Source organism: Ensifer sp. YR511 (assembly GCF_900103045.1).
GTDB classification, from domain to species: domain Bacteria; phylum Pseudomonadota; class Alphaproteobacteria; order Rhizobiales; family Rhizobiaceae; genus Ensifer; species Ensifer adhaerens.
Window position 1 is genome coordinate 387,278 of sequence record NZ_FNGR01000002.1, and the last position, 19,430, is coordinate 406,707.

General features: G+C 63.4%; 22 protein-coding genes. 14 read left to right on the forward strand and 8 right to left on the reverse strand.

Annotated elements, in window-relative coordinates:
- Positions 1–24 precede the first annotated feature (24 nt).
- A complete protein-coding gene (locus BLU15_RS06365) occupies positions 25–390 on the reverse strand; it encodes an SH3 domain-containing protein (RefSeq protein WP_090294691.1) in 366 nt (121 codons plus the stop codon).
- Positions 391–554: 164 nt separating this feature from the next.
- Entirely contained in the window at positions 555–827 is a 273-nt protein-coding gene (locus BLU15_RS06370) for a DUF2798 domain-containing protein (protein WP_060516228.1), read from the reverse strand.
- A 135-nt stretch (positions 828–962) separates the two neighbouring features.
- On the opposite strand from BLU15_RS06370, the gene BLU15_RS06375 reads away from it, so the two are divergent.
- On the forward strand, positions 963–1,895 hold the full coding sequence (locus BLU15_RS06375; RefSeq protein WP_090294693.1) for a LysR family transcriptional regulator: 933 nt from the start codon (positions 963–965) through the stop codon (positions 1,893–1,895).
- Here the strand turns inward: BLU15_RS06375 and BLU15_RS06380 are convergent.
- On the reverse strand, positions 1,855–2,286 hold the full coding sequence (locus BLU15_RS06380) for a winged helix-turn-helix transcriptional regulator (RefSeq protein WP_051659156.1): 432 nt from the start codon (positions 2,284–2,286) through the stop codon (positions 1,855–1,857). The two genes, BLU15_RS06375 and BLU15_RS06380, sit on opposite strands and share 41 nt — an antisense overlap.
- A gap of 137 nt (positions 2,287–2,423) precedes the next feature.
- Between BLU15_RS06380 and gstA the strand changes: the two genes are divergently transcribed.
- The 5 genes from gstA (at position 2,424) to BLU15_RS06405 (ending at position 6,497) form a co-directional block, all read left to right on the forward strand.
- Positions 2,424–3,038: a glutathione transferase GstA gene (gene gstA, locus BLU15_RS06385; protein WP_060516537.1), complete on the forward strand. Its 615-nt coding sequence runs from the start codon at positions 2,424–2,426 to the stop codon at positions 3,036–3,038.
- Positions 3,035–3,430, forward strand: a complete 396-nt coding sequence (locus tag BLU15_RS06390) for a nuclear transport factor 2 family protein (protein ID WP_034789298.1) — start codon at positions 3,035–3,037, stop codon at positions 3,428–3,430. Before gstA ends, BLU15_RS06390 begins: the two co-directional genes overlap by 4 nt.
- Positions 3,431–3,439: 9 nt before the next feature.
- Positions 3,440–3,652 carry a tautomerase family protein gene (locus tag BLU15_RS06395; protein ID WP_060516229.1) on the forward strand — a complete coding sequence of 71 codons (213 nt, stop codon included), beginning with the start codon at positions 3,440–3,442 and terminating at the stop codon, positions 3,650–3,652.
- A gap of 147 nt (positions 3,653–3,799) precedes the next feature.
- Positions 3,800–5,908, forward strand: a complete 2,109-nt coding sequence (locus BLU15_RS06400) for a S9 family peptidase (RefSeq protein ID WP_034789294.1) — start codon at positions 3,800–3,802, stop codon at positions 5,906–5,908.
- A gap of 70 nt (positions 5,909–5,978) precedes the next feature.
- Positions 5,979–6,497, forward strand: a complete 519-nt coding sequence (locus BLU15_RS06405; RefSeq protein WP_090294695.1) for a DUF1697 domain-containing protein — start codon at positions 5,979–5,981, stop codon at positions 6,495–6,497.
- 57 nt (positions 6,498–6,554) lie between these two features.
- Here BLU15_RS06405 and BLU15_RS06410 read toward each other — a convergent pair whose 3' ends face one another.
- Positions 6,555–7,169: a TetR/AcrR family transcriptional regulator gene (locus tag BLU15_RS06410; RefSeq protein WP_034789290.1), complete on the reverse strand. Its 615-nt coding sequence runs from the start codon at positions 7,167–7,169 to the stop codon at positions 6,555–6,557.
- Positions 7,170–7,407: 238 nt separating this feature from the next.
- Between BLU15_RS06410 and BLU15_RS06415 the strand changes: the two genes are divergently transcribed.
- The 8 genes from BLU15_RS06415 to BLU15_RS06450 all read left to right on the forward strand — a co-directional run bounded on the left by BLU15_RS06415 (position 7,408) and on the right by BLU15_RS06450 (position 16,312).
- The gene (locus BLU15_RS06415) at positions 7,408–8,364 is read left to right on the forward strand and encodes a homocysteine S-methyltransferase family protein (RefSeq protein ID WP_176960270.1); all 957 of its coding nucleotides are present in this window, start codon (positions 7,408–7,410) and stop codon (positions 8,362–8,364) included.
- Positions 8,365–8,516: 152 nt separating this feature from the next.
- Positions 8,517–10,022 (forward strand): protein adenylyltransferase SelO, encoded by a 1,506-nt coding sequence (locus tag BLU15_RS06420; protein ID WP_090294698.1) that lies wholly within the window; start codon positions 8,517–8,519, stop codon positions 10,020–10,022.
- Positions 10,023–10,446: 424 nt separating this feature from the next.
- Positions 10,447–12,780, forward strand: a complete 2,334-nt coding sequence (locus tag BLU15_RS06425) for a glucose/quinate/shikimate family membrane-bound PQQ-dependent dehydrogenase (RefSeq protein ID WP_210336561.1) — start codon at positions 10,447–10,449, stop codon at positions 12,778–12,780.
- Between the two features lie 104 nt (positions 12,781–12,884).
- Positions 12,885–13,352, forward strand: a complete 468-nt coding sequence (locus tag BLU15_RS06430) for a hypothetical protein (protein WP_089043858.1) — start codon at positions 12,885–12,887, stop codon at positions 13,350–13,352.
- A 229-nt stretch (positions 13,353–13,581) separates the two neighbouring features.
- Positions 13,582–14,457, forward strand: coding sequence for an alpha/beta fold hydrolase (locus BLU15_RS06435; RefSeq protein WP_090294700.1), 876 nt, complete (start codon positions 13,582–13,584; stop codon positions 14,455–14,457).
- Positions 14,458–14,582: 125 nt separating this feature from the next.
- Positions 14,583–14,996 carry a MerR family transcriptional regulator gene (locus tag BLU15_RS06440; RefSeq protein WP_034789279.1) on the forward strand — a complete coding sequence of 138 codons (414 nt, stop codon included), beginning with the start codon at positions 14,583–14,585 and terminating at the stop codon, positions 14,994–14,996.
- 214 nt (positions 14,997–15,210) lie between these two features.
- Positions 15,211–15,714 carry a GNAT family N-acetyltransferase gene (locus tag BLU15_RS06445; protein WP_060584276.1) on the forward strand — a complete coding sequence of 168 codons (504 nt, stop codon included), beginning with the start codon at positions 15,211–15,213 and terminating at the stop codon, positions 15,712–15,714.
- Between the two features lie 10 nt (positions 15,715–15,724).
- Positions 15,725–16,312 (forward strand): DJ-1/PfpI family protein, encoded by a 588-nt coding sequence (locus BLU15_RS06450; RefSeq protein WP_034789277.1) that lies wholly within the window; start codon positions 15,725–15,727, stop codon positions 16,310–16,312.
- Between the two features lie 51 nt (positions 16,313–16,363).
- Here BLU15_RS06450 and BLU15_RS06455 read toward each other — a convergent pair whose 3' ends face one another.
- The 4 genes from BLU15_RS06455 to BLU15_RS06470 form a co-directional block, all read right to left on the reverse strand.
- Positions 16,364–17,038 carry a nitroreductase family protein gene (locus BLU15_RS06455; RefSeq protein WP_034789276.1) on the reverse strand — a complete coding sequence of 225 codons (675 nt, stop codon included), beginning with the start codon at positions 17,036–17,038 and terminating at the stop codon, positions 16,364–16,366.
- 58 nt (positions 17,039–17,096) lie between these two features.
- Positions 17,097–18,011 (reverse strand): c-type cytochrome, encoded by a 915-nt coding sequence (locus BLU15_RS06460; RefSeq protein WP_060584274.1) that lies wholly within the window; start codon positions 18,009–18,011, stop codon positions 17,097–17,099.
- A gap of 106 nt (positions 18,012–18,117) precedes the next feature.
- Entirely contained in the window at positions 18,118–18,564 is a 447-nt protein-coding gene (locus BLU15_RS06465) for a c-type cytochrome (protein WP_034789273.1), read from the reverse strand.
- Positions 18,565–18,794: 230 nt separating this feature from the next.
- Positions 18,795–19,430, reverse strand: a complete 636-nt coding sequence (locus BLU15_RS06470; RefSeq protein ID WP_060604012.1) for a LysE family translocator — start codon at positions 19,428–19,430, stop codon at positions 18,795–18,797.

A 19,430-nucleotide genomic window follows, 5' to 3' on the forward strand; every position in this document is an offset into this window, starting at 1 on the left:
CTTTATCGTCACCGCCCAAACGTGTCAGAAGCGCGCCGGCCGGATGAACTTGCCGTAAACCCAGCCCTCCTGCCAGTTTCCACTGCGCTGCGGATCGTGCCAAATCTGGCACCAGGTGGCCCGCACGGCCTGGCGCTGGGCCGAAGCCGACCAGCGGGCGATGCGCTTGAGATCGACACCGTTCATGCAGCGGCCGGTCATCTGCAGTTTCGTGCCGTTGGGATAGCCGGCGCGGATCGCCGAGGAGGAGGATGGCCAGGCGCGCGCGTTGAGTACGTCGTTCCAGTCGACCCCGGACACTTCCCAGGCGGCGAACGTGCTTGCGGTAGCGGGAAGTGCGGTGGAGAGCGACCCGGCCAGAATGGCCGCCTGCACCAGCTTGTTCAACATGCCCATCTCCATTGCCCCTTGATCAGACCGCCAGTCGTTGCGGCAGAAAACAGAATGCGACCCCTCGGCTGAATTGCAACTGAATGGATTCACGACGAGAGCGCCCCTTATCCCATGACGACGTGGGCATGCCGCCCGCCCCGGTTTTCCGGGACGGGGTCTTGTCAGCCCGGCAGGCGGCAGACGACGCCGACCAGCCGCGCGACCACGGGGCGGACCATGAGCACGCAGACGAAGGCGACGGGCATGGCGAGCGCGTAGGAACCGAGCACGCGGGCCGGGTAGCCGGCGTCGATGCCGGTGTTGACGCCGACGATGACGCAGCACATCAGGAACGCCATGATCGCCGACATGAAGAAGGCGAAGGCAACGGGGGCCGCACGCGGCGGTAGCTTGCGGCTGCGCGCGAGCCGCGGCGCCGATAGGGTGTCTTCCATCAGAAGTCTCCTGGTTTGATCGAGGGGACCACCCCCTCGTTTCTGGCCGCACTATACGGATCGCGTCGCAGCCAGGTAGGCCATTGCAGCCTTGTTCAGAAACAGGCAAAACCATCGAATGGATGTTTCTATTCGATGGTTTGGATTATGGACACTTTGCGCGGCGTCGAGAGTTTCGTCAGGAGCGTCGAGGAAGGCAGCATCGCCGCGGCGGCACGAAAGCTCGGGATTACACCCGCTTCCGCGAGCCAGAACATCGCCCGCCTGGAGCGAACGCTCGGCAGCCGGCTGCTCAGCCGCACCACGCGCCAGTTGGGCCTGACCGAGAGCGGGCGGATTTACTACGAGAGGGTGCGCGGCGTCGTACACGAGCTGGAGCTTGCAGCCGCCGCCGTTTCGGCACTCAGCACCGAGCCGCGCGGGCCGCTCAAGATCGCCTCATCCGTCGCCTTTGGCCGCCATGTGGTGGCGCCGCTCGTTCCCTCCTTCGCCGCCCGGTATCCGGATGTCTCGATCGAGCTCGTCGTCACCGACCGCGAGATCGATCATATCGGCGAAGGCATCGACATCAGCGTGCGCTTCGGTCTGCAGCTCGAACAGGGGCTGATTGCCCGCAAGCTTGCCTCCGTGCCGATGATCATCTGTGCAGCCCCCTCCTATCTGGAGCGACGCGGCCGCCCGCAGCAACCGGAAGATCTCGTGCACCACGATTGCCTGGTCTACCGCTATGCGGGGCATGGCCGGATCTTTCGCTGGGCGTTTACCCGCGACGGCCTGCGCTTCGAGCCGGAACTGAAGGCGACGATCGTCAGCAACGATATCGACACGCTCGCCGAGATGGCGATCGCCGGCGCCGGCATCACCCGGCTCGGCGCCTTCATCGCAGCGCCGCTGATCGAACGCGGGCTGGTGGTGCCGCTGTTCGGCGAACTGCCGCAGGAGGGATTGGCCAGCACCGACCACGAGCCCTTCGATTTCTATGCCTGCTTTGCCGACCGCCAGGCGCAAACGCCGAAGGTGCGCGCGTTCATCGAGCATGCGGTGCAGAGCCTGAAGGGGCGCTGGTAGTGACCGGGACCGGAGCGGCAGCCGTTTCCTTGCGCACGACCTCGACGCCTCGCCGCTGCTTCAGCCGATAGCCGACCTCGACGATGGCATGGATGGCCGGGATGAACTCCGCGCCGAGCTCACTGAGGCTGTATTCCACGGAAGGCGGCGACGTCGGCATGATCCGCCGCTCGACAGCACCCTTCTCCTCAAGTTCCTTCAACCGAGTGCTCAGCACCTTTGCCGAAATACCGGGCACGTCGATCCTCAGTTCGCTGAAGCGGCGCGGCCCGGCGCTCAAGGACCAGAGGATGTTCGGCGTCCATGCGCCGCCGAGTAGCACCATGCACTCGCCGACCGGGCAGTTCGGCGGCAAGGCCGCGGCCCGATTTTTCCGAATTTTCAAGCTCATGGGCAAAACTTTCCAGTTACCGCGGGGAAACCGGAAAGGGAGGTAACATAAGGTTATCTGATATACAAAGGTTACCGCTTCCGCTTAGGTTCCGCCGTCCTCGACAAACGGACAATCATTTCAGAAGGAACCAGATGATGAAGCTCTATTACGCCCCCGGCGCCTGTTCGCTTTCCCCCCATATCAGCCTGCACGAGGCCGGTGCCGATTTCGAGATCGTCCGGGTCGATACCAAGACTCATCGCACCGAGACCGGTGCGGATTACAAGGCGGTCAACCCCAAGGGCTACGTACCGGCGCTGGTGCTGGAAAGCGGCGAGGTCGTTACCGAAGGTGCTGCTGTGGTGCAGTACATCGCCGATCGCTTTCCGGCGGCGAAACTTGCGCCTGAAAACGGCACGCTGGCGCGCACCCGCCTTCAGGAACAGTTGAACTTCATCTCATCGGAACTGCACAAGGCCTTCTCGCCGCTGTTCGACCCGACCGCATCCCCCGATGCAAAGGAGGCAGCCACGCTGCAGGTGGCGAAACGCTTGACCCATGTCGAAAGCCTGCTCGCGGACGGGCGCCCTTACCTGCTCGGGGAGGTCTTCTCCGTCGCCGACGCCTATCTCTTCACGGTCGTCAACTGGAGCAGCGGCACCGGGATCGCGCTCACGCAATGGCCGCATCTCGCAGCCTACATGCAACGGATCGGCACACGTCCTGCCGTGCGCAGCGCAATGCAGGCGGAAGGCCTGGTCGCGGCATGAGCGCGTCACCGAAGGATCCGCAGTTCGCAGCCATCGTCCACGTCCTGCAACGCTACTTCGACGGGCTCTATCGCAGCGACACCGACATTCTCAGGCAAGTCTTCCACCCGAAGGCGCTCTATGCCACCGCAACGGACGGAACCCTGCTCGAACTCGACATGAACAGGTACTTTCCGATCGTCGAAAAACGTCCCTCGCCCGAAAGCCGAGACGAAGCGCGCATCGACCGTATTCTTTCCATTGAGTTCGCAGGCCCCGTAACCGCATTTGCCAAGGTGCAATGCGCCATCGGCGAGAAGGCCTTCACCGACTTTTTGTCCCTGGTCTTTCTTGACGGCCGCTGGCAGATCATCGCCAAGGTCTTCCATTACGACATCGCATCCGCGCAATAGGAGAAGCTTGTGCCCTACGTAAACATCAAGATAACCCGCGAGGGTGCAACCCCCGAGCAGAAAGCAACCCTGATCAAGGGCGTCACCGATCTGCTTCACACCGTGCTCAACAAGGATCCGGCCACCACCTTCGTTGTCATCGACGAAGTGGCGCTCGAAGACTGGGGCGTCGGTGGATTGCCGGTTGATGCGTACCGGCGAAAGGTCGGCGAAAAATCGTAGCAACACGCTGCCCCTACCCACCACGATGGAAGGGGCAGCAGCCCACCCGATGCCGCGGTGATCCGCGCGTAGCTCGATTGCGCTTGATCGCTTTCGACAGGGTCTCTATCTCATTGTCTCCCGCCGCATTGATCCCGGAGACGTATCTTGTCCGTATTCAGCAACCTCCCCAAAGCTCCCGTCGCCGCAAAGAAGCCGGTCAGCGACACGCGCCACGGCATTACCCGCACCGACGACTATGCCTGGCTGCGCGCGGACAATTGGCAGGCGATGTTCAAGGATCCCTCGATCCTCGATCCTGATATCCGCAAGCATCTGGAGGCCGAAAACGCCTACATGAACGCGGCGATGGATGACACCAAGGCTCTTCAGAAGACGCTGTTTGCCGAGATGCGCGGCCGGATCAAGGAGGACGACAGCTCGATCCCGGTCAAGGACGGTCCCTTCGCCTACGGCCATGCCTATGTCACCGGCGGCGAGCAGCCGCGTTACTTCCGCATTCCCCGTGACGGCGACCACAAGGACGAGGCGATCCGGCAATTGCTGCTCGACGGCGACAAGGAAGCCGAAGGCAAGGCCTATTTCCGCCTTGGCGGGCTCGACCATTCGACCGACCATAGCCTCGGCATCTGGGGCTATGACGACAAGGGTTCGGAGTATTTCACGCTTCGGGTGCGCGACCTCGCAACGGGCGAAGACCTGGCAGACGTGATCGAGAACACCGGCGGCGGCGGCGCCTGGGCGCCCGATGGCAAGAGCTTCTTCTACACAGTGCTCGACGACAACCACCGCCCGTCGAAGATCTTCCACCATATCCTCGGCACCGCCCAGACCGACGACCGGCTGGTCTTCGAGGAGACGGATCCCGGCTTCTTCATGTCGGTCGGCGGCTCGCTGCTCGACGATTTCATCTACATCGACATCCACGATCACGAGACGAGCGAATACCGACTGCTCTCGACAAAGGATCTGACGGCTGAGCCGAAGCTCGTCGCCGAGCGCGTCACCGGGCTCGAATACGCGATGACCGAAGGCGGCGACGTCTTCTACATCCTCACCAATGCCGACGGCGCCAAGGACTTCAAGATCGTCGAAGCGCCGGTCACGGCACCGGGCAAGGAGAATTGGCGCGAGGTGGTGCCGCATAAGCCCGGCACACTGATCCTCAGCCACATGGCCTATGCCCGCCACCTCGTCTGGCTGCAGCGCCGCGAAGGCCTGCCGGAGATCGTCATCCGCGACCGCAAGACCGGCGAAGAGCACGCGATCGCCTTTGCCGAAGAGGCCTATTCGCTCGGCCTTTCCGGTGCTGCCGAATACGACACCGACGTCATCCGCTTCTCCTACTCGTCGATGACCACGCCGTCGCAGCTCTTCGACTACGACATGGCGACGCGCGCGCGCACGCTCTTGAAAACCCAGGAAGTGCCTTCGGGCCACAACCCGGACGACTATGTCACCCGCCGCGTCTTCGCGCCGTCCTGGGATGGCACCGAAGTGCCGGTGACGCTGCTTTACCGCAAGGACACGCCGCTCGACGGTTCGGCGCCCTGCCTGCTCTATGGCTATGGCGCCTATGGCATCACCATTCCGGCCGGCTTCAACACCAATTGCCTGTCGCTGGCCGATCGCGGCTTCGTCTATGCCATCGCCCATATCCGCGGCGGCAAGGATCGCGGCTTTGCCTGGTACGAAGACGGCAAGATGGCCAAGAAGACCAATACCTTCAAGGATTTCATAGCGGCCGCTGACTATCTGAATCAACAGAAGTTCACGTCCTACGCGAAGATCGTCGCAGAAGGCGGCTCCGCCGGCGGCATGCTCATGGGCGCGATCGCCAATATGGCGCCGGAGAAGTTCACCGGCGTTATCGCGGCCGTACCCTTCGTCGACGTGCTCAACACCATGCTCGACGACACCCTGCCCCTGACCCCGCCGGAATGGCCGGAATGGGGCAACCCGATCGAGAGCCGCGAGTTCTACGACATCATCGCCGGCTACTCGCCCTACGACAATGTCGAGGCGAAGTCCTATCCCGCGATCCTGGCACTCGGCGGTCTCACCGATCCGCGCGTCACCTATTGGGAGCCGGCGAAGTGGGTCGCGCGGCTGCGCGAGAAGACGACGGGCAGCGCGCCGATCCTGTTGAAGACGAACATGGACGCCGGCCATGGCGGCGCTTCGGGTCGCTTCCAGCGGCTCGAGGAGATCGCCTTCGAATACGCCTTTGCCATCAAGGTCGCCGGCAAGATGTAAACGGATCGGGATGAGGAAACCTGTTTGCGTTTTTCTCATCCCATTGCCACCTGATGTGAAAGGTCCCGCCATGCCCGTCCACGTCGCCCTGCTGCGAGCCGTCAATGTCGGTGGTACGGGATCGCTTCCAATGGCCGACCTCAAGGCGATCTGCGAGGGGCTCGGCTTTGCCGACGTCAAGACCTACATCCAGAGCGGCAACGTGCTGTTCCGCTCCGATCTGCCGGCGGCAGACGCGGCGGCAATGCTGGACAGCGCACTTCAGGAAAAGCTCGGTAAGGCGCCAGGCGTGATGATCAGGACCGGCGCGCAATTGCAGGCGATCTCCGATCAGGCCCCCTTCCCGGACGCCAAGCCCAATCTGCTGCTTGTCGTTTTCCTGCGCGAGCCGGCACCATCAGACGCGCTCGACAAACTCGTGGCACCCGATGGCGAAGAAGCCCAGGTTGCCGGAGCTGAGATCTATATCCACTTCCCGAACGGCTCCGGCCGTTCGAAGTTCAAGCTGCCGGCCGCCAAGCCAGGCACCGCGCGCAACCTCAACACGGTGCGCAAGCTTGCTGCCTTGGCGCTTGAGATGGAAGGTTGACGCACCGCAAGGCGCCATTCCGGACGGAAAACCGCGCCACACTTTTCCTGGAATTGCTCAGGCTGCCGGCTGGAACAGCAGCCGGACGAAGGATCGGAGCACGAGCAGCTGCTGCGGCAGGCTTTCAGGCTGCTTCAGCGCCTTCGACAGGATGATGCCGCCTTCAAGCACGGTCGAAACCATATCGGCCAGCTGGTCGACGTCGAGCGGCTCGCGTGGCCGGTAGACTTGCATGATCGCCTCGAACATCGTGCCGAAACGCCGACGCCACATCAGCGCCGCCTGCCGGTTGATCTCCTGGATCTCGCGATCGAAAGCACGCTCCTGCGTGCACATGACCGCGACCAGGCAGCCGGGATGGCCGTTCGGCAGGTCAGCGAGAATTTCCGACAGCATCTTCAGTCCCAGAAGAAAAGCCTGCAGCGGGTCGTCTGACAATTGATGGGCGCGGCCGAAGATCTCGTCGTAGATGCGCTCGTCGTTCTCGATGTAGCGCTCGAGCAGAGCCCGCGCGAGTTCGTTCTTGTCGCGGAAATGGTAGAAGAATCCGCTCTTGGTGATGCCGGTCTCGGCGATCAGCTCGTCGATCGAAGTCGCGCCGAAACCCTTGGCAAGCACCGCCGCCTCGGCGACGTCGAGGATTCTGGCGCGCGTTTCCTCACCCTTTCGCATTAGCTGCTCCCTACCATTGGTACGGTTTCCAGCAATTACTCGGCGGCCAGCTCCTAGCGCAGCGGCGGCTGCAAGCCAGTAAGTCACTGATTTTTCGACACTAATTTAGTATATTAGCAATAGTATACCGCAAGTCGTCTAGTTTAGAAGATGATCATAAGGCAGAAATTTACTTGGTTCTGCGGTGTTGGAGGCATCCGCGGGCCCTTCAGCCAAGACTGAACCGGTGGAGACCGATATGGCCAAATACAGACGCAGCCTGCCGCTCTTGAAGGGTGGACTGTTCCTGAGTGACGGTGGCATCGAAACGACGCTGATCTTTCATGAGGGCATCTCCCTCCCGCATTTTGCCGCCTTCGTGCTCATTTCGACGGCGGACGGGCGCCGGCGCTTGCTCGACTACTACAAGCGATATCTCGCAATTGCACAGCAGCACGGCACCGGCTTCGTGCTCGACACACCCACCTGGCGCGCCAGCGCCGATTGGGGCGTGAAGCTCGGCTATGACGCCGCGGCCCTGGCCGAGGTCAACCAGAACGCCATCTACATGCTGGCGGAACTGCGCGCCGAGTACGAACGTCCGCAAGCGCCGATCGTGCTTAGCGGCGCCATCGGGCCGCGCGGCGACGGCTATCGCCTGGGCCGCATGAGCGCGGATGAGGCCGAGGATTATCACGGACCACAGATCTCCGCCTTTGCCGCCAGTGACGCCGATATCGTCGGCGCCTATACGCTGACCAGCATCGACGAGGCGACCGGCATTGCCCGGGCCGCCCAGAGCCATGGCATGCCCTGCTCGATTGCCTTCACGGTGGAAACCGACGGCCGGCTCCCAGACGGCCGAACCCTTCAGGCCGCGATCGAGACCGTTGATGCGGCGACCGGCGGCTATCCGCACTACTACATGATCAACTGTGCCCACCCCGATCATTTCGAGACCAGCCTCGATACAGGGAGCGCCTGGGCGCAGCGCATTGCCGGTATCCGAGCCAACGCTTCCAGGATGAGCCATGCCGAGCTCGACAACAGCGAAATCCTGGATGCCTGGGATCCCCTCGACCTCGGCCAGCGTTATCGAACACTGACGACGCATTTGCCACGATTGCGCATTCTTGGCGGTTGCTGCGGCACCGACCATCGCCACATCGCGGCAATCTGCGAGGCCTGCCTTCCACCGACGGCGCTTAGCGCCTGAGGCGCGGGGCCTCGCCCTCCCGGCCCTCTCGCAAGCAATTGCGGGAGGGCGCCTTCTCGTCGACACCCTCGCGAAAGCCACAGTGTTTGTGTAGACTTGAACGGAAAGGACGGCAGCCGGACATCCCGGCAAAGGCCGTTGACCGCCCTGTCATGAATTACGTTCCCCCCTCGCCGACCGGAAATGCCGAAGCCTTTGCCTTCGACAACAGCTACGCGCGCCTGCCGCAGCAGTTCTTCGCGCGCGTCGCGCCCACTCCGGTGGCGGAGCCCTGGCTGATCAAGCTCAACAAGCCATTGGCCGAGGAGCTCGGTCTCGACGTGGCGACGCTCGAACGCGAGGGCGCCGAGATCTTTTCGGGCAACCGCCTTCCCGCCGGTGCCGATCCGCTTGCCATGGCTTATGCCGGCCACCAGTTCGGCACCTTCGTGCCGCAACTCGGCGATGGCCGGGCGATCCTCCTTGGCGAGGTGATCGACCGCAACGGGAAGCGGCGCGACATCCAGCTCAAAGGACCGGGCCAGACCCCCTTCTCACGGCGCGGCGACGGGCGCGCGGCACTCGGTCCAGTCTTGCGCGAGTACATCGTCAGCGAGGCGATGTACGCGCTCGGCATTCCGACGACACGGGCGCTTGCCGCCGTCGTCACCGGGCAACCGGTCTATCGCGAACAGATCCTGCCGGGTGCCATCGTCACGCGGGTCGCGGCAAGCCATATGCGCGTCGGCACGTTCCAATTTTTCGCGGCGCGCGGCGATATGGAGTCGGTGAAGGTGCTTGCCGACTACGCGATCGATCGCCACTACCCTGAGGTCAGGGACGCTGAACGGCCCTATCTTGCCTTCTACAAGGCGGTAACCGCGCGCCAGGCGGAGCTGATTGCGCGCTGGCTGCATGTCGGCTTCATCCATGGTGTGATGAACACCGACAACATGACGATCTCGGGCGAGACGATCGACTTCGGCCCTTGCGCCTTCCTCGATGCCTATGATCCCAAGAAGGTGTTTTCCTCGATCGATCAGATCGGTCGTTATGCCTATGCGAGCCAGCCGGCGATCGGGCAATGGAACCTGGCGCGCCTGGCAGAAACCCTGGTGCCGCTCTTCGACGACAACCAGGATACTGCGGTGGAACTGGCCAATGATGCGCTCGGCGAGTACGGCGCGATCTTCCAGCGCCACTGGCTGGATGGCATGCGGCGCAAGATCGGATTGGCCATGAGCGAAAAGGGAGATCTCGACCTGTTGCAGGCGCTGCTGACGGCCATGCATCAGGGGGAAGCGGATTTCACCCTCACCTTCCGGCGGCTGTGCGACAGCGCCCGCGACCCGGCCGCCGATGCGGCACTCGCCTCGACCTTTGCCTCTACCGGGGCAATCGGGCCGTGGCTGCAAGAGTGGCGTCAGCGTCTCAGCCGCGAGAAGGCGACGGCGGATGAACGCGCGACCGCCATGATGGCGGTCAACCCGGCCTTTATTCCGCGTAACCACCGGATCGAAGAGGCGATCGCGGCCGCGACCGAGGATGCGGACTTCTCGCTCTTTGAGGCCCTGATCGAAGTTACCGCCAACCCCTATACCGACCAGCCGCAGTTTGCCCGCTACCAGGCTCCGCCGAGCCCGGGAGAGGAAGTCCAGCGCACCTTCTGCGGCACATAGCCGTCTCGGGAATGCGGCATTCCGGTGAGCCGTATTTCCGCGGCCTTGCGCTTCTGCTGCCAGGCCGATTCATCAAATCGTTCTATGCCGCTGTTTTTACGCGGGGACGGGCACCTGGCTGCCCTCAGCCAACGCGCCGCCAGCGGCGCTTAAACGCACCGGTCGTCCACGTTCGGTCGCCTTGACCGCAACTTTATTGCGGGCCTGCGAATATTTCCGCGTTGCGGAATGTGGCTATTGAAAGGCAGAGACGGCGCGTTAGGTGCTAACAGGACAGGCGCTCTGCGCCTTCCCTGACCGGGCGGCCGCGACAGGCTTGCGACCGCCGCTTCGAAGCCACCTGTCTCACGCGGTCCCGGCGACGGACCGCCGCAATGGAAAGAACCGTGCCACTGCACCGTTCTTCGATGCGGGAGTTCCCATCATGCTCGTTCTGACGGCCATCGTCTTTGCAATCATCGGCCTCGCGCTTGGCGGCGGCGGCGCCAAGCTGCTGATGCTTGGCGGCAGCCCCTATTACCTCGCAATCGGCATCGGCTTCCTGCTGACGGCGGTGCTGCTGTTCATGCGGAAATCGGCGGCGATCTGGCTCTATGCGTTCATGATCCTGGGCTCGCTCGGCTGGGCGGTGTCTGAGGTCGGGTTCGAGTGGTGGCAGCTTGGCCCGCGTGGCGGCGTCATCGTCCTTCTGGGGCTGTGGCTGCTGTTGCCGGCCGTGCGCCGACCGCTCGGCTTCGAAAGCCCGACGGGCGAGCGTTATGCCGTGAGTGGCTGGCCGCTGGCATTTGCGGTGCTGGTATCGGTCGGTGTCGCGGGCTACGCGATCATGCAGGACCCGCACGACATACGCGGCGATCTGCCGAGCGATGTCGTCGCTGAAAATCCACCGCTCGGCGGCTCGGTACCGCCGGGCGAATGGCACCAGTACGGGCGCACCGCCTTCGGCCAGCGCTATTCGCCGCTCGATCAGATCACGCCTGAGAATGTCGGGGGGCTGAGGGTTGCCTGGCAATATCAGACCGGCGACATCAAGAGACCCGACGACGTGGGCGAGACGACCTATCAGGTGACGCCGCTCAAGATCAAAGACACGCTCTATGCCTGCACACCGCACAACTGGGCGATCGCGCTCGATGCGGCAACCGGCGAAGAGAAATGGAAATATGACAGCAACTCGGGCATGAACCCGGACCGCCAGCACCAGACCTGCCGCGGCGTTACCTATTGGGCCGACCCGGCTGCAGCCCCGGGCAGCCCCTGCACCGAACGGGTGTACCTTCCGACCTCCGACGCGCGGTTGATCGCGCTCGATGCGGCGACGGGGTCCGTCTGCACCAGCTTTGCCGACAATGGCGTCCTGCATCTCGAAACGGGCATGAAATACAACCCGGCCGGTTACTATTATTCGACGTCGCCGCCGGTTGCCGTCGCCGGCAAGCTGATCATCGGCGGTGCGGTCAACGACAACTATTCCACCCAGGAACAGTCCGGCGTCATCCGCGCGTTCGACATCAACACCGGTGCTCTGATCTGGAACTGGGACAGCGGCAACCCTGATGTGACGGCACCGCTCCCCGAAGGCCAGACCTACACCACCAACTCGCCGAACAGCTGGTCGGTCTTCAGCTATGACGAGGGTCTCGGCCTCGTCTACATCCCCATGGGCAACCAGGTGCCCGACCAGCTCGGCATGGGCCGCAGCGAACACGTCGAGAAATATTCCTCCTCGATCGTCGCGCTCGACATCAATTCAGGCGCGGTGCGCTGGGTTCGCCAGAGCGTACATCACGACCTCTGGGACATGGACGTGCCGGCGCAGCCGGCGCTGCTTGACATCACCAAGGAGGACGGCACCGTCGTGCCAGCTTTGGTCGGACCGACGAAACAGGGCGACATCTACGTGCTCGACCGCAGGAGCGGCGAACCGATCATCCCGGTCGAGGAGGTGCAGGCGCCGGGTGGCGCGATCCCCGAGGACTTCACCGCCCCGACCCAGCCGGTCTCCGGCCTCACCTTCATGCCTGCACCGCTGCAGGAAAAAGACATGTGGGGCGTCACGCTGTTCGACCAGCTTGCCTGCCGCATCGCGTTCCGCTCGCTGAAATATGAGGGACGCTACACGCCGCCGTCGATCGAGGGCACGCTCGTCTATCCCGGCAACTTCGGCACCTTCAACTGGGGTTCCGTCGCGATCGATCCGGAGCGGCAGGTGATGTTCGGCATGCCGACCTATCTCGCCTTCACCTCGCGTCTCGTGCCCCGCGACCAGGTGCCGCCGAAGGGCCAGGACGAGAAGGGGTCGGAGCAAGGGCTCAATCGCAACGATGGAGCGCCCTATGGCGTCTTCATGGGCCCCTTCCTTGGACCGCTCGGCATTCCCTGCCAGGCGCCGCCGTGGGGTTACGTCGCTGGAGCCGATCTCAGGACCGGCAAGATCGCCTACAAGCACAAGAACGGCACAGTCGAGGACATGACGCCGTTGCCGCTGCCGTTCAAGGTCGGCGTACCGGGCATCGGCGGGCCGATGATCACCAAGGGGGGCGTCGCCTTCCTGGGTGCCGCTGTCGACGATTATCTGCGCGCCTATGACCTCACGACCGGACGCCAGCTCTGGGAGGCGCGCCTTCCCGCCGGCGGCCAGTCGACGCCGATGAGCTATGCGGTCGGCGACAAGCAATACGTGCTGATCGTTGCCGGCGGCCACGGCTCGGTCGGCACCAGGCCCGGTGACTACATCATCGCCTACACTCTGCCTTGACGCGCGCGAAGCATCCCTAATTCTCGCTAGAAGGTTGCAAAAGTAAGCTCCGCGCAAGCCCGCGACAGCAGCTTCCCCCGGACGACAGATTCCGGGGGATTCCCATGAAGATCGACAACAGCATTTCGAACTACTACTTCTCCCAGCGCCGCCAGCAGGCGGGCACTATCGCGCCGATCGAGGAGAGCGGCGGTGATGCGCGCCCGCGCCAGGCCCCGACGATCGCGCCGCCTTCGACCTCGAACGCCCTTTCCAACGCGCTGTGGATGACGGCGGCGCGCGACGGCGAGAGCACGGCTTCGATTTCCGCCAAAGAAGGCCCTGCGGCCTCGGACGGTTCGGTCAGCGACGAGTTTCTGAAGGAAGCGAAGAAGAGCCTGGTTGAGAAAATCCGCGAACAGGTCCTCAAGGCGATGGGCCTGACCGAAGCGGATCTCAAGGAGATGCCCCCCGAGCAGCGGCAGGCCGCCGAGGAAGAGATCCGCAAGGCTGTCGAGCGCGCGATGGGTGTCGAGCAGCAGCGCGACGTGGCGACCGCCGATCTCGCCAACGGCGGCGACGACATCCCCTGAGAGGGCGGTTTGCGCCGATCGGCTTGTCTCGGTCGGACAATCGATGATATCCAGCGATCCTCCAAAGAGGACCAAGATCCATGCGCCTGATCCGTTAGCGACGTTCGCCGGCAGAAAACGACCGACGCCACAGCCGCCCTTCGGCGGTTTTTGGCATGGCTGTTTTTCGGCCGCCTGAACGTCCTGACACGGACATGACCGTTCACCGGCCATCGCTAGGATCATCCTCATGACCACCAAAGACGGATTTGTTTCCGAAGCCGGCAGCCTTGGCGCCGGCCCCTTCGACCTCGGCTATAGGATCGAAGGCAGTGGCACGCCGCTGCTCGTCATCGGCAGCGCCGCCTACTACCCCCGCACCTTCTCCCAAGCGCTTCGCGAGAAGTTGCGGCTGATCTTCATCGACCACCGCGGCTTCGCACCGGCGCGGACCAACTATGCCGTTGGCGACATCGGCTTCGAGACGGTGCTCGATGATATCGAGCGAATGCGGGCGCATCTGGGGCTCGAACGCTTCGCCATTCTCGGACACTCCGGCCATGGCTATATGGCCCTCGAATATGCCAAGCGGCACCCGGAGCGCGTCAGCCACGCGATCATGGTCGGCACCGGTCCGAGCCATTCGGCTCGTCATATGGCGCTCGCCGACCGGATCTGGGAAGAAACAGTGTCGCCGGCCCGAAAAGCGATCTTCGCACGGGAGATGGCCAAGCTTGGCGACGACATCACGGCGCGGCCTGAGGAACGTTTCAAAGCCCTGCTGATCCGGCTCGGCGCGAAGAGCTGGCATCAGCCGGACTTCGACGCAACGCCTCTTTGGCGAGATGTCACTGTCAACAACGCGGTATTCGACCATCTCTGGGGCGAGGTCTTTCGCGATATCGATATCCGCAAGGGTTTGAACAGGCTGGCAGCGCCGGTCCTGCTTGCGCTCGGCCGCTCGGACTATCTCGTCGCCCCGGCCTTCAGCTGGGACGAGTACCGGGCGGACTTCACGGACCTGACGGTGCGGCTCTTCGAACAGAGCGGGCATACGCCGCAGCTGGAAGAAAGCGATCTCTTCGACGAAGCCCTGCTCTCGTTCCTCGAAAACGACCGCGGCTAGGACAAGCCGCCCTCGCAGCGTCCAGCATTCAGAGGGGCCGAGACCGGCCCCTCCCCTTCCCAACCATTGACACTTGGTCGCGCCCAACTATCTATTGCTCCAGAAGCTATAGGTTTGAGGCGAGCATGTATTCCATCGGCGATCTCTCCCGGCGCACCGGCGTCAAAATCCCGACGATCCGCTACTACGAGCAGATGGGACTGATCGCAGCGCCCGAGCGCTCCGAAGGCAATCAGCGGCGGTACGAGAAAGGCGAACTTGAGCGACTGGCCTTTATCCGCCATGCACGCGACCTCGGCTTGTCGATCGATTCGATCAAGGACCTGCTCGCCCTCAGCCAGCATCCGGAGCGACCTTGCGGCGAAGCCGACCGCATCGCCAGCGAGCACCTGGCAACGGTGCGCGAGAAGATCGCGCGATTGAGGAAGCTGGAGCAGGAACTGGAACGCATCGTCGCCTGCGACGGCAATCACACCGTCGGCGACTGCTATGTGATCCGGGCGCTCGCCGACCATTCCATGTGCGAGAGCGAGCACTGAGGCGGCAGCTTAATTAGTCGCCTTGAAAAATCCCCGTTGACAAAATCACGAAAACAAACAATCTAGCGCCCATGATCAAGAACGCACCCATTTGCCGCGTGTATTTTTGGCTGTTCCGATAGGAGCGGCCTGCTGATCATATTCAACAAGGCCGCCATCAGGCGGCTTTTGTTTTTCCGGCTCCTGATGGCGAGAAAACCCGAGGAGCCCAGACATGCTACAGACCGCCATCCCCACCCTTCATGCGACACCGGCGACGCGCCCGCCGATGGTGACGATCCGTTGCGCCAAGCAGCGCGACCTGCCGGAACTGCGCGACATGATCACCGAACTTTCGGCCCATCACGGCGACGCCGCCCCGATCACGCCCGAACAGCTGGAGCGTGACCTTTTCGGCCGTACGCCGTGGATTACGGCGCTCGTCGCCGAGGCCGGCAACCGGCTGATCGGCTACGCGATCCTCGTGCCGATCTACCGGGCCGCCGAAGGCGCACGCGGCATGGAGCTGCATCACCTCTTCGTTCGCCCGGAAAGCCGCGGCACCGGCATTGGCCGCCACCTGGTCGCCAAGGCGCGTGAGCAGGCGAAGATGGCCGGCTGCGACTTCCTTTCGGTCAGCGCCGCCACGGGCAACTTCCAGGCACACCATTTCTACGAATCCGAACGCTTCGTCCCTCGCCCGGTGACCGGCATGCGCTATATGCAGAAGCTGGGCTAAGGAGCTGCCGATGCGTCTTGCAATCGTCCTGTGCGAAGGCTTCGCCGATTGGGAATGTGCGCTGTTGATGGCGGCGGCGCGCACCCATCTCGGCGTCGATATCGAGGTTGCCACCGTCGACGGCGCGCGTGTCACCTCGATGGGCGGCCTCGACGTCTCGGCGCATCTCTCCGTCGATGCCCTCGACCCGGCCGGCTTCGACGGGCTGGTGATCTGCGGCGGCGCAATCTGGGACACGAACGAGGCGCCCGATCTCTCCTCGACGATCCGTGCCTTCGATCGCAACAAGCGGGTGGTCGCAGCCATTTGCGGCGGCGTCCATGCCCTTGCGACATGCGGCCTTCTCGACCGCGTCGACCACACCGGCAACAGCGCCGAAAGCCTTGCGGCGCTGACCGGCTATCATGGTGCTTCGCACTATCGCGATCAGCCGCAGGCGATGCGCAGCGGCCACGTGGTCACCGCCGCCGGCACCGCGCCGATCAGCTTTTCCGGCGAGATCCTGCATGGCCTCGGTCTCGGCTCACCGGAGCTCGACGGATTTCTTGCACTCTACGGGCGGGAGCATCGGCCCGACGACAGCGGCAGCATCGGGTAAGCGCCTTCCATTTCGGTGCAGAAAGCGGCCTCTCCACTTTTGGCAACAGGCCTAGAGCCAGTTCGAGATCTGATCGAGCGGCTTCTTCACCTTGCCGGCCACCGGCACGGTCGCATCCGGGGCTGGATAGCCGGCCACCAGAATCAGGAACGGCTTTTCACTGTCCGGCCGACCACAAATCTCGTTGAGGAAGTTCATCGGCGCCGGCGTATGGGTCAGTGTCGCAACGCCCGCATGATGCAGCGCCGTGATCAGGATGCCGGTAGCAATGCCGACGCTTTCGTTGATGTAGTAGTTCTTTTTCAGATCGCCCGGATTGGGACCACCGCGCTTCTGCGAGAAGACGACGATCAGGTAGGGAGCAGTCTCAAGGAAGGGCTTGTCTTCGTCGGTGCCGAGCGGCGCCAGCGCGTCGAGCCACTCCTGCGGCGCCTTGTCCCGATAGAAGATACGCTCCTCCTCTTCCGCCGCGTGGCGCACCTCGGCCTTGATCCGGGGGCTCTCGATCACGGTGAAATGCCAGGGCTGATGGTTGGCGCCGCTCGGCGCCGTGCCCGCCGCCTTCAGACAGGTTTCGATGACCTCACGCGGCACCGGACGATCGCTGAAGTAACGCGTGGTGCGGCGGCGGTTGACCTCTTCATAGAAGTCCGCAGCGCGGGCCACCATCTCCTCGGGGCTGCGTTCGATCCACTGGTCGTAGGGCGCGGTTTCGTGTGGGCGCATCCAGTCTCCTCCTCGTTATGAAGCCGAGTTGAGCGCGCCTTGCTACGAAGATCAAGCGTTAGAGCGCCGGTACCGCCTTCAGGTAGGCGGCGATCGCCTCACGGTCGGCCGGCGTCAGTTTTGCCATGTTCTTCTGCACTTCCACCATGGAACCGCCGACGGAATCGAACTCCGGCGTGAAGCCGGTTTCCAGATAGGAGGCGATATCAGAGGCGCTCCAGCTGCCGATGCTCTTGGAGCCGGGCGTGATATCGGGAATACGGCCCTCGCCTTCCGGGTTCGGCGCGCCTGCGAGCCACTGATCCGGCTCGAAGCCTCCGAGCGCGTTTCTCGGCGTGTGGCATTCGCCGCAGTGGCCAAGCCCCTCGACGAGATATTGCCCGCGGGCGAGCTTCGGGTCGTTGGCGTCCACCGCGGTGCGTGGCTTGTCGGTCAGGAACAGCAGCTTCCAGCCACCCAAGGCTATCCGCATGTTGTAAGGGAATGGCAATTCGTGCGGCGGCGCTACCTCGGTGCTCTTCGGCAGCGTCTTCATGAAGCCCCAGAGGTCGTTGACGTCCTTGGCCGCCATGCGCGCATAGGAGCCGTAGGGGAACGACGGATAGAGATGCTCGCCGTTGCGCCCGACGCCGCGGGTCATGGCGTTGCCGAACTCGGCGAGCGTCCAGGCGCCGATTCCGGCCGTTTCGTCCGGAGAGATGTTCGGCGCGTGGAAGGTGCCGAAGGGGCTCTTCAGCGGCGCGCCACCCGAAAGCACCAGACGCGCGTCACCTTCGGCGCCCTTGTTGGCATGACAGCTGACGCAGCCGCCGGCCCAGAAGACCTGTTCGCCCTTGGCAAGATCCGGTTCTCCGAGGCCCTCCCAATGGGAGGCGCTCCAGGGTGCCGGCTTCGTCAGCCACCAGAAGGCGGCACCGCCGACGACGCCCAGCACCACAAGACCCGATATCAGCTTTCTCGCCCGACGACCCATAGTCTCCCCTCATGCCCTGCCGCAAACAGTGTGCTCAATACGAGTGAAGGCACGCGGCGGGACGTCGCGTGCCTCCTCTTTCAGCCGGATAGGACGTTGCCGCCGGTCAATTCTTCTTCAGGCGGTAGCTCTCATGACAGCTGCCGCAGTCCTTGCCGATGCCCCCGAGGGCCGCGCCAACGGCCGCCTGGTCAGCCGGCAGCTGCGCCAGAACCGCCTCGGCATCGGTGCCGAGCTTGGCGGCCTTGGCCTTGAAGTCATCCAGGTTTTCCCAGATCTTCGGGCTCGCCTCGGTCTCGTGGCCCGCTTCCGAGCCGGCCGGGAAATGGTCCGGGAAGGTCTTCATCGTCTCGCTGATCGTCGTCAGCGATGCCTTCACGACCTCCGCGTCATAGGGCTTCTCGCCCTTGGCGATGCCGGCAAGCGCGCCAGTCGCAGCGCCCACCTTCTTCATCGCCTGCTGGCGAACCACCTGCGGCTCGTCGGCTGCAGTCACGGCAGTAACACCCAGGCCCGCAAGAGCGGCAGCCAACATGAGTGCGCGTATTTTCATCAGGATCTCCCGGTCAATGAAATCTATTCGGCGAATCTGCCTGCCTGGCCTTCATGCCCAATGCGGCCGCATGATGTCATCTTGAGTATTCGACGGAAGTAACATTTTTTTGATGTGCTTGTTAGGACAAGGGAATTTCCGTCGGCCGGCGTAATTCCGGGATTTCAACAGGCCCGCCAATAACATGACTTTAAAATTCATGTTTATACTTTAGAGAAACCGGGACAGCTTCACTGTGCCGACCAGCCCTGCCACACCGTGAAAGCCGCGACCAGAACGAGCACCGCCCCGGCGGCCCGGCCGATCCACACGGTCGTCTCGGGGCTGCCGACCAGAAAATCCCGGCCGCGGCCGGCGGCAAGGGCAAGGCCGCCATAGACAGCGAGCTGCGTCGCCGCAATCATCGCGGCCATGACCAGGGCCTGCGACCAGATCGGCCCGAACTGCGGCTTGAGGAACTGGGGATAGACCGCCAGCATGAAGAGATAGGCCTTCGGGTTCATCAGGCTCGTCAGCGCGCCCTGGCGAAAACTCGCCCAGCGCGACAGCCGGTCCGCGCCGTCGATGCCGCCGATGGTGATCGAGCTTTTGACCAGGGAAAAGCCGATCCAGGCGATATAGGCAGCACCCGCGACGAGCAGCACGTTGAAGAGGCCGGGCACCAGATGCAGGATGACGCTGACGCCGAGTGCCGCATAGAGCGTGTGCAGCACGCCGCCCGCCATGATGCCGGCCGTCGCCGACAGACCGGAGGCCCGCCCTCCCGTCAGCGAGTTCGCCAGGACGAAGACCATGTCCATACCCGGCACGATGATGATGCCGAACAGAAGGGTGAAGAAGAGCCAGAGGTTTTCCGTGTAGGTCAT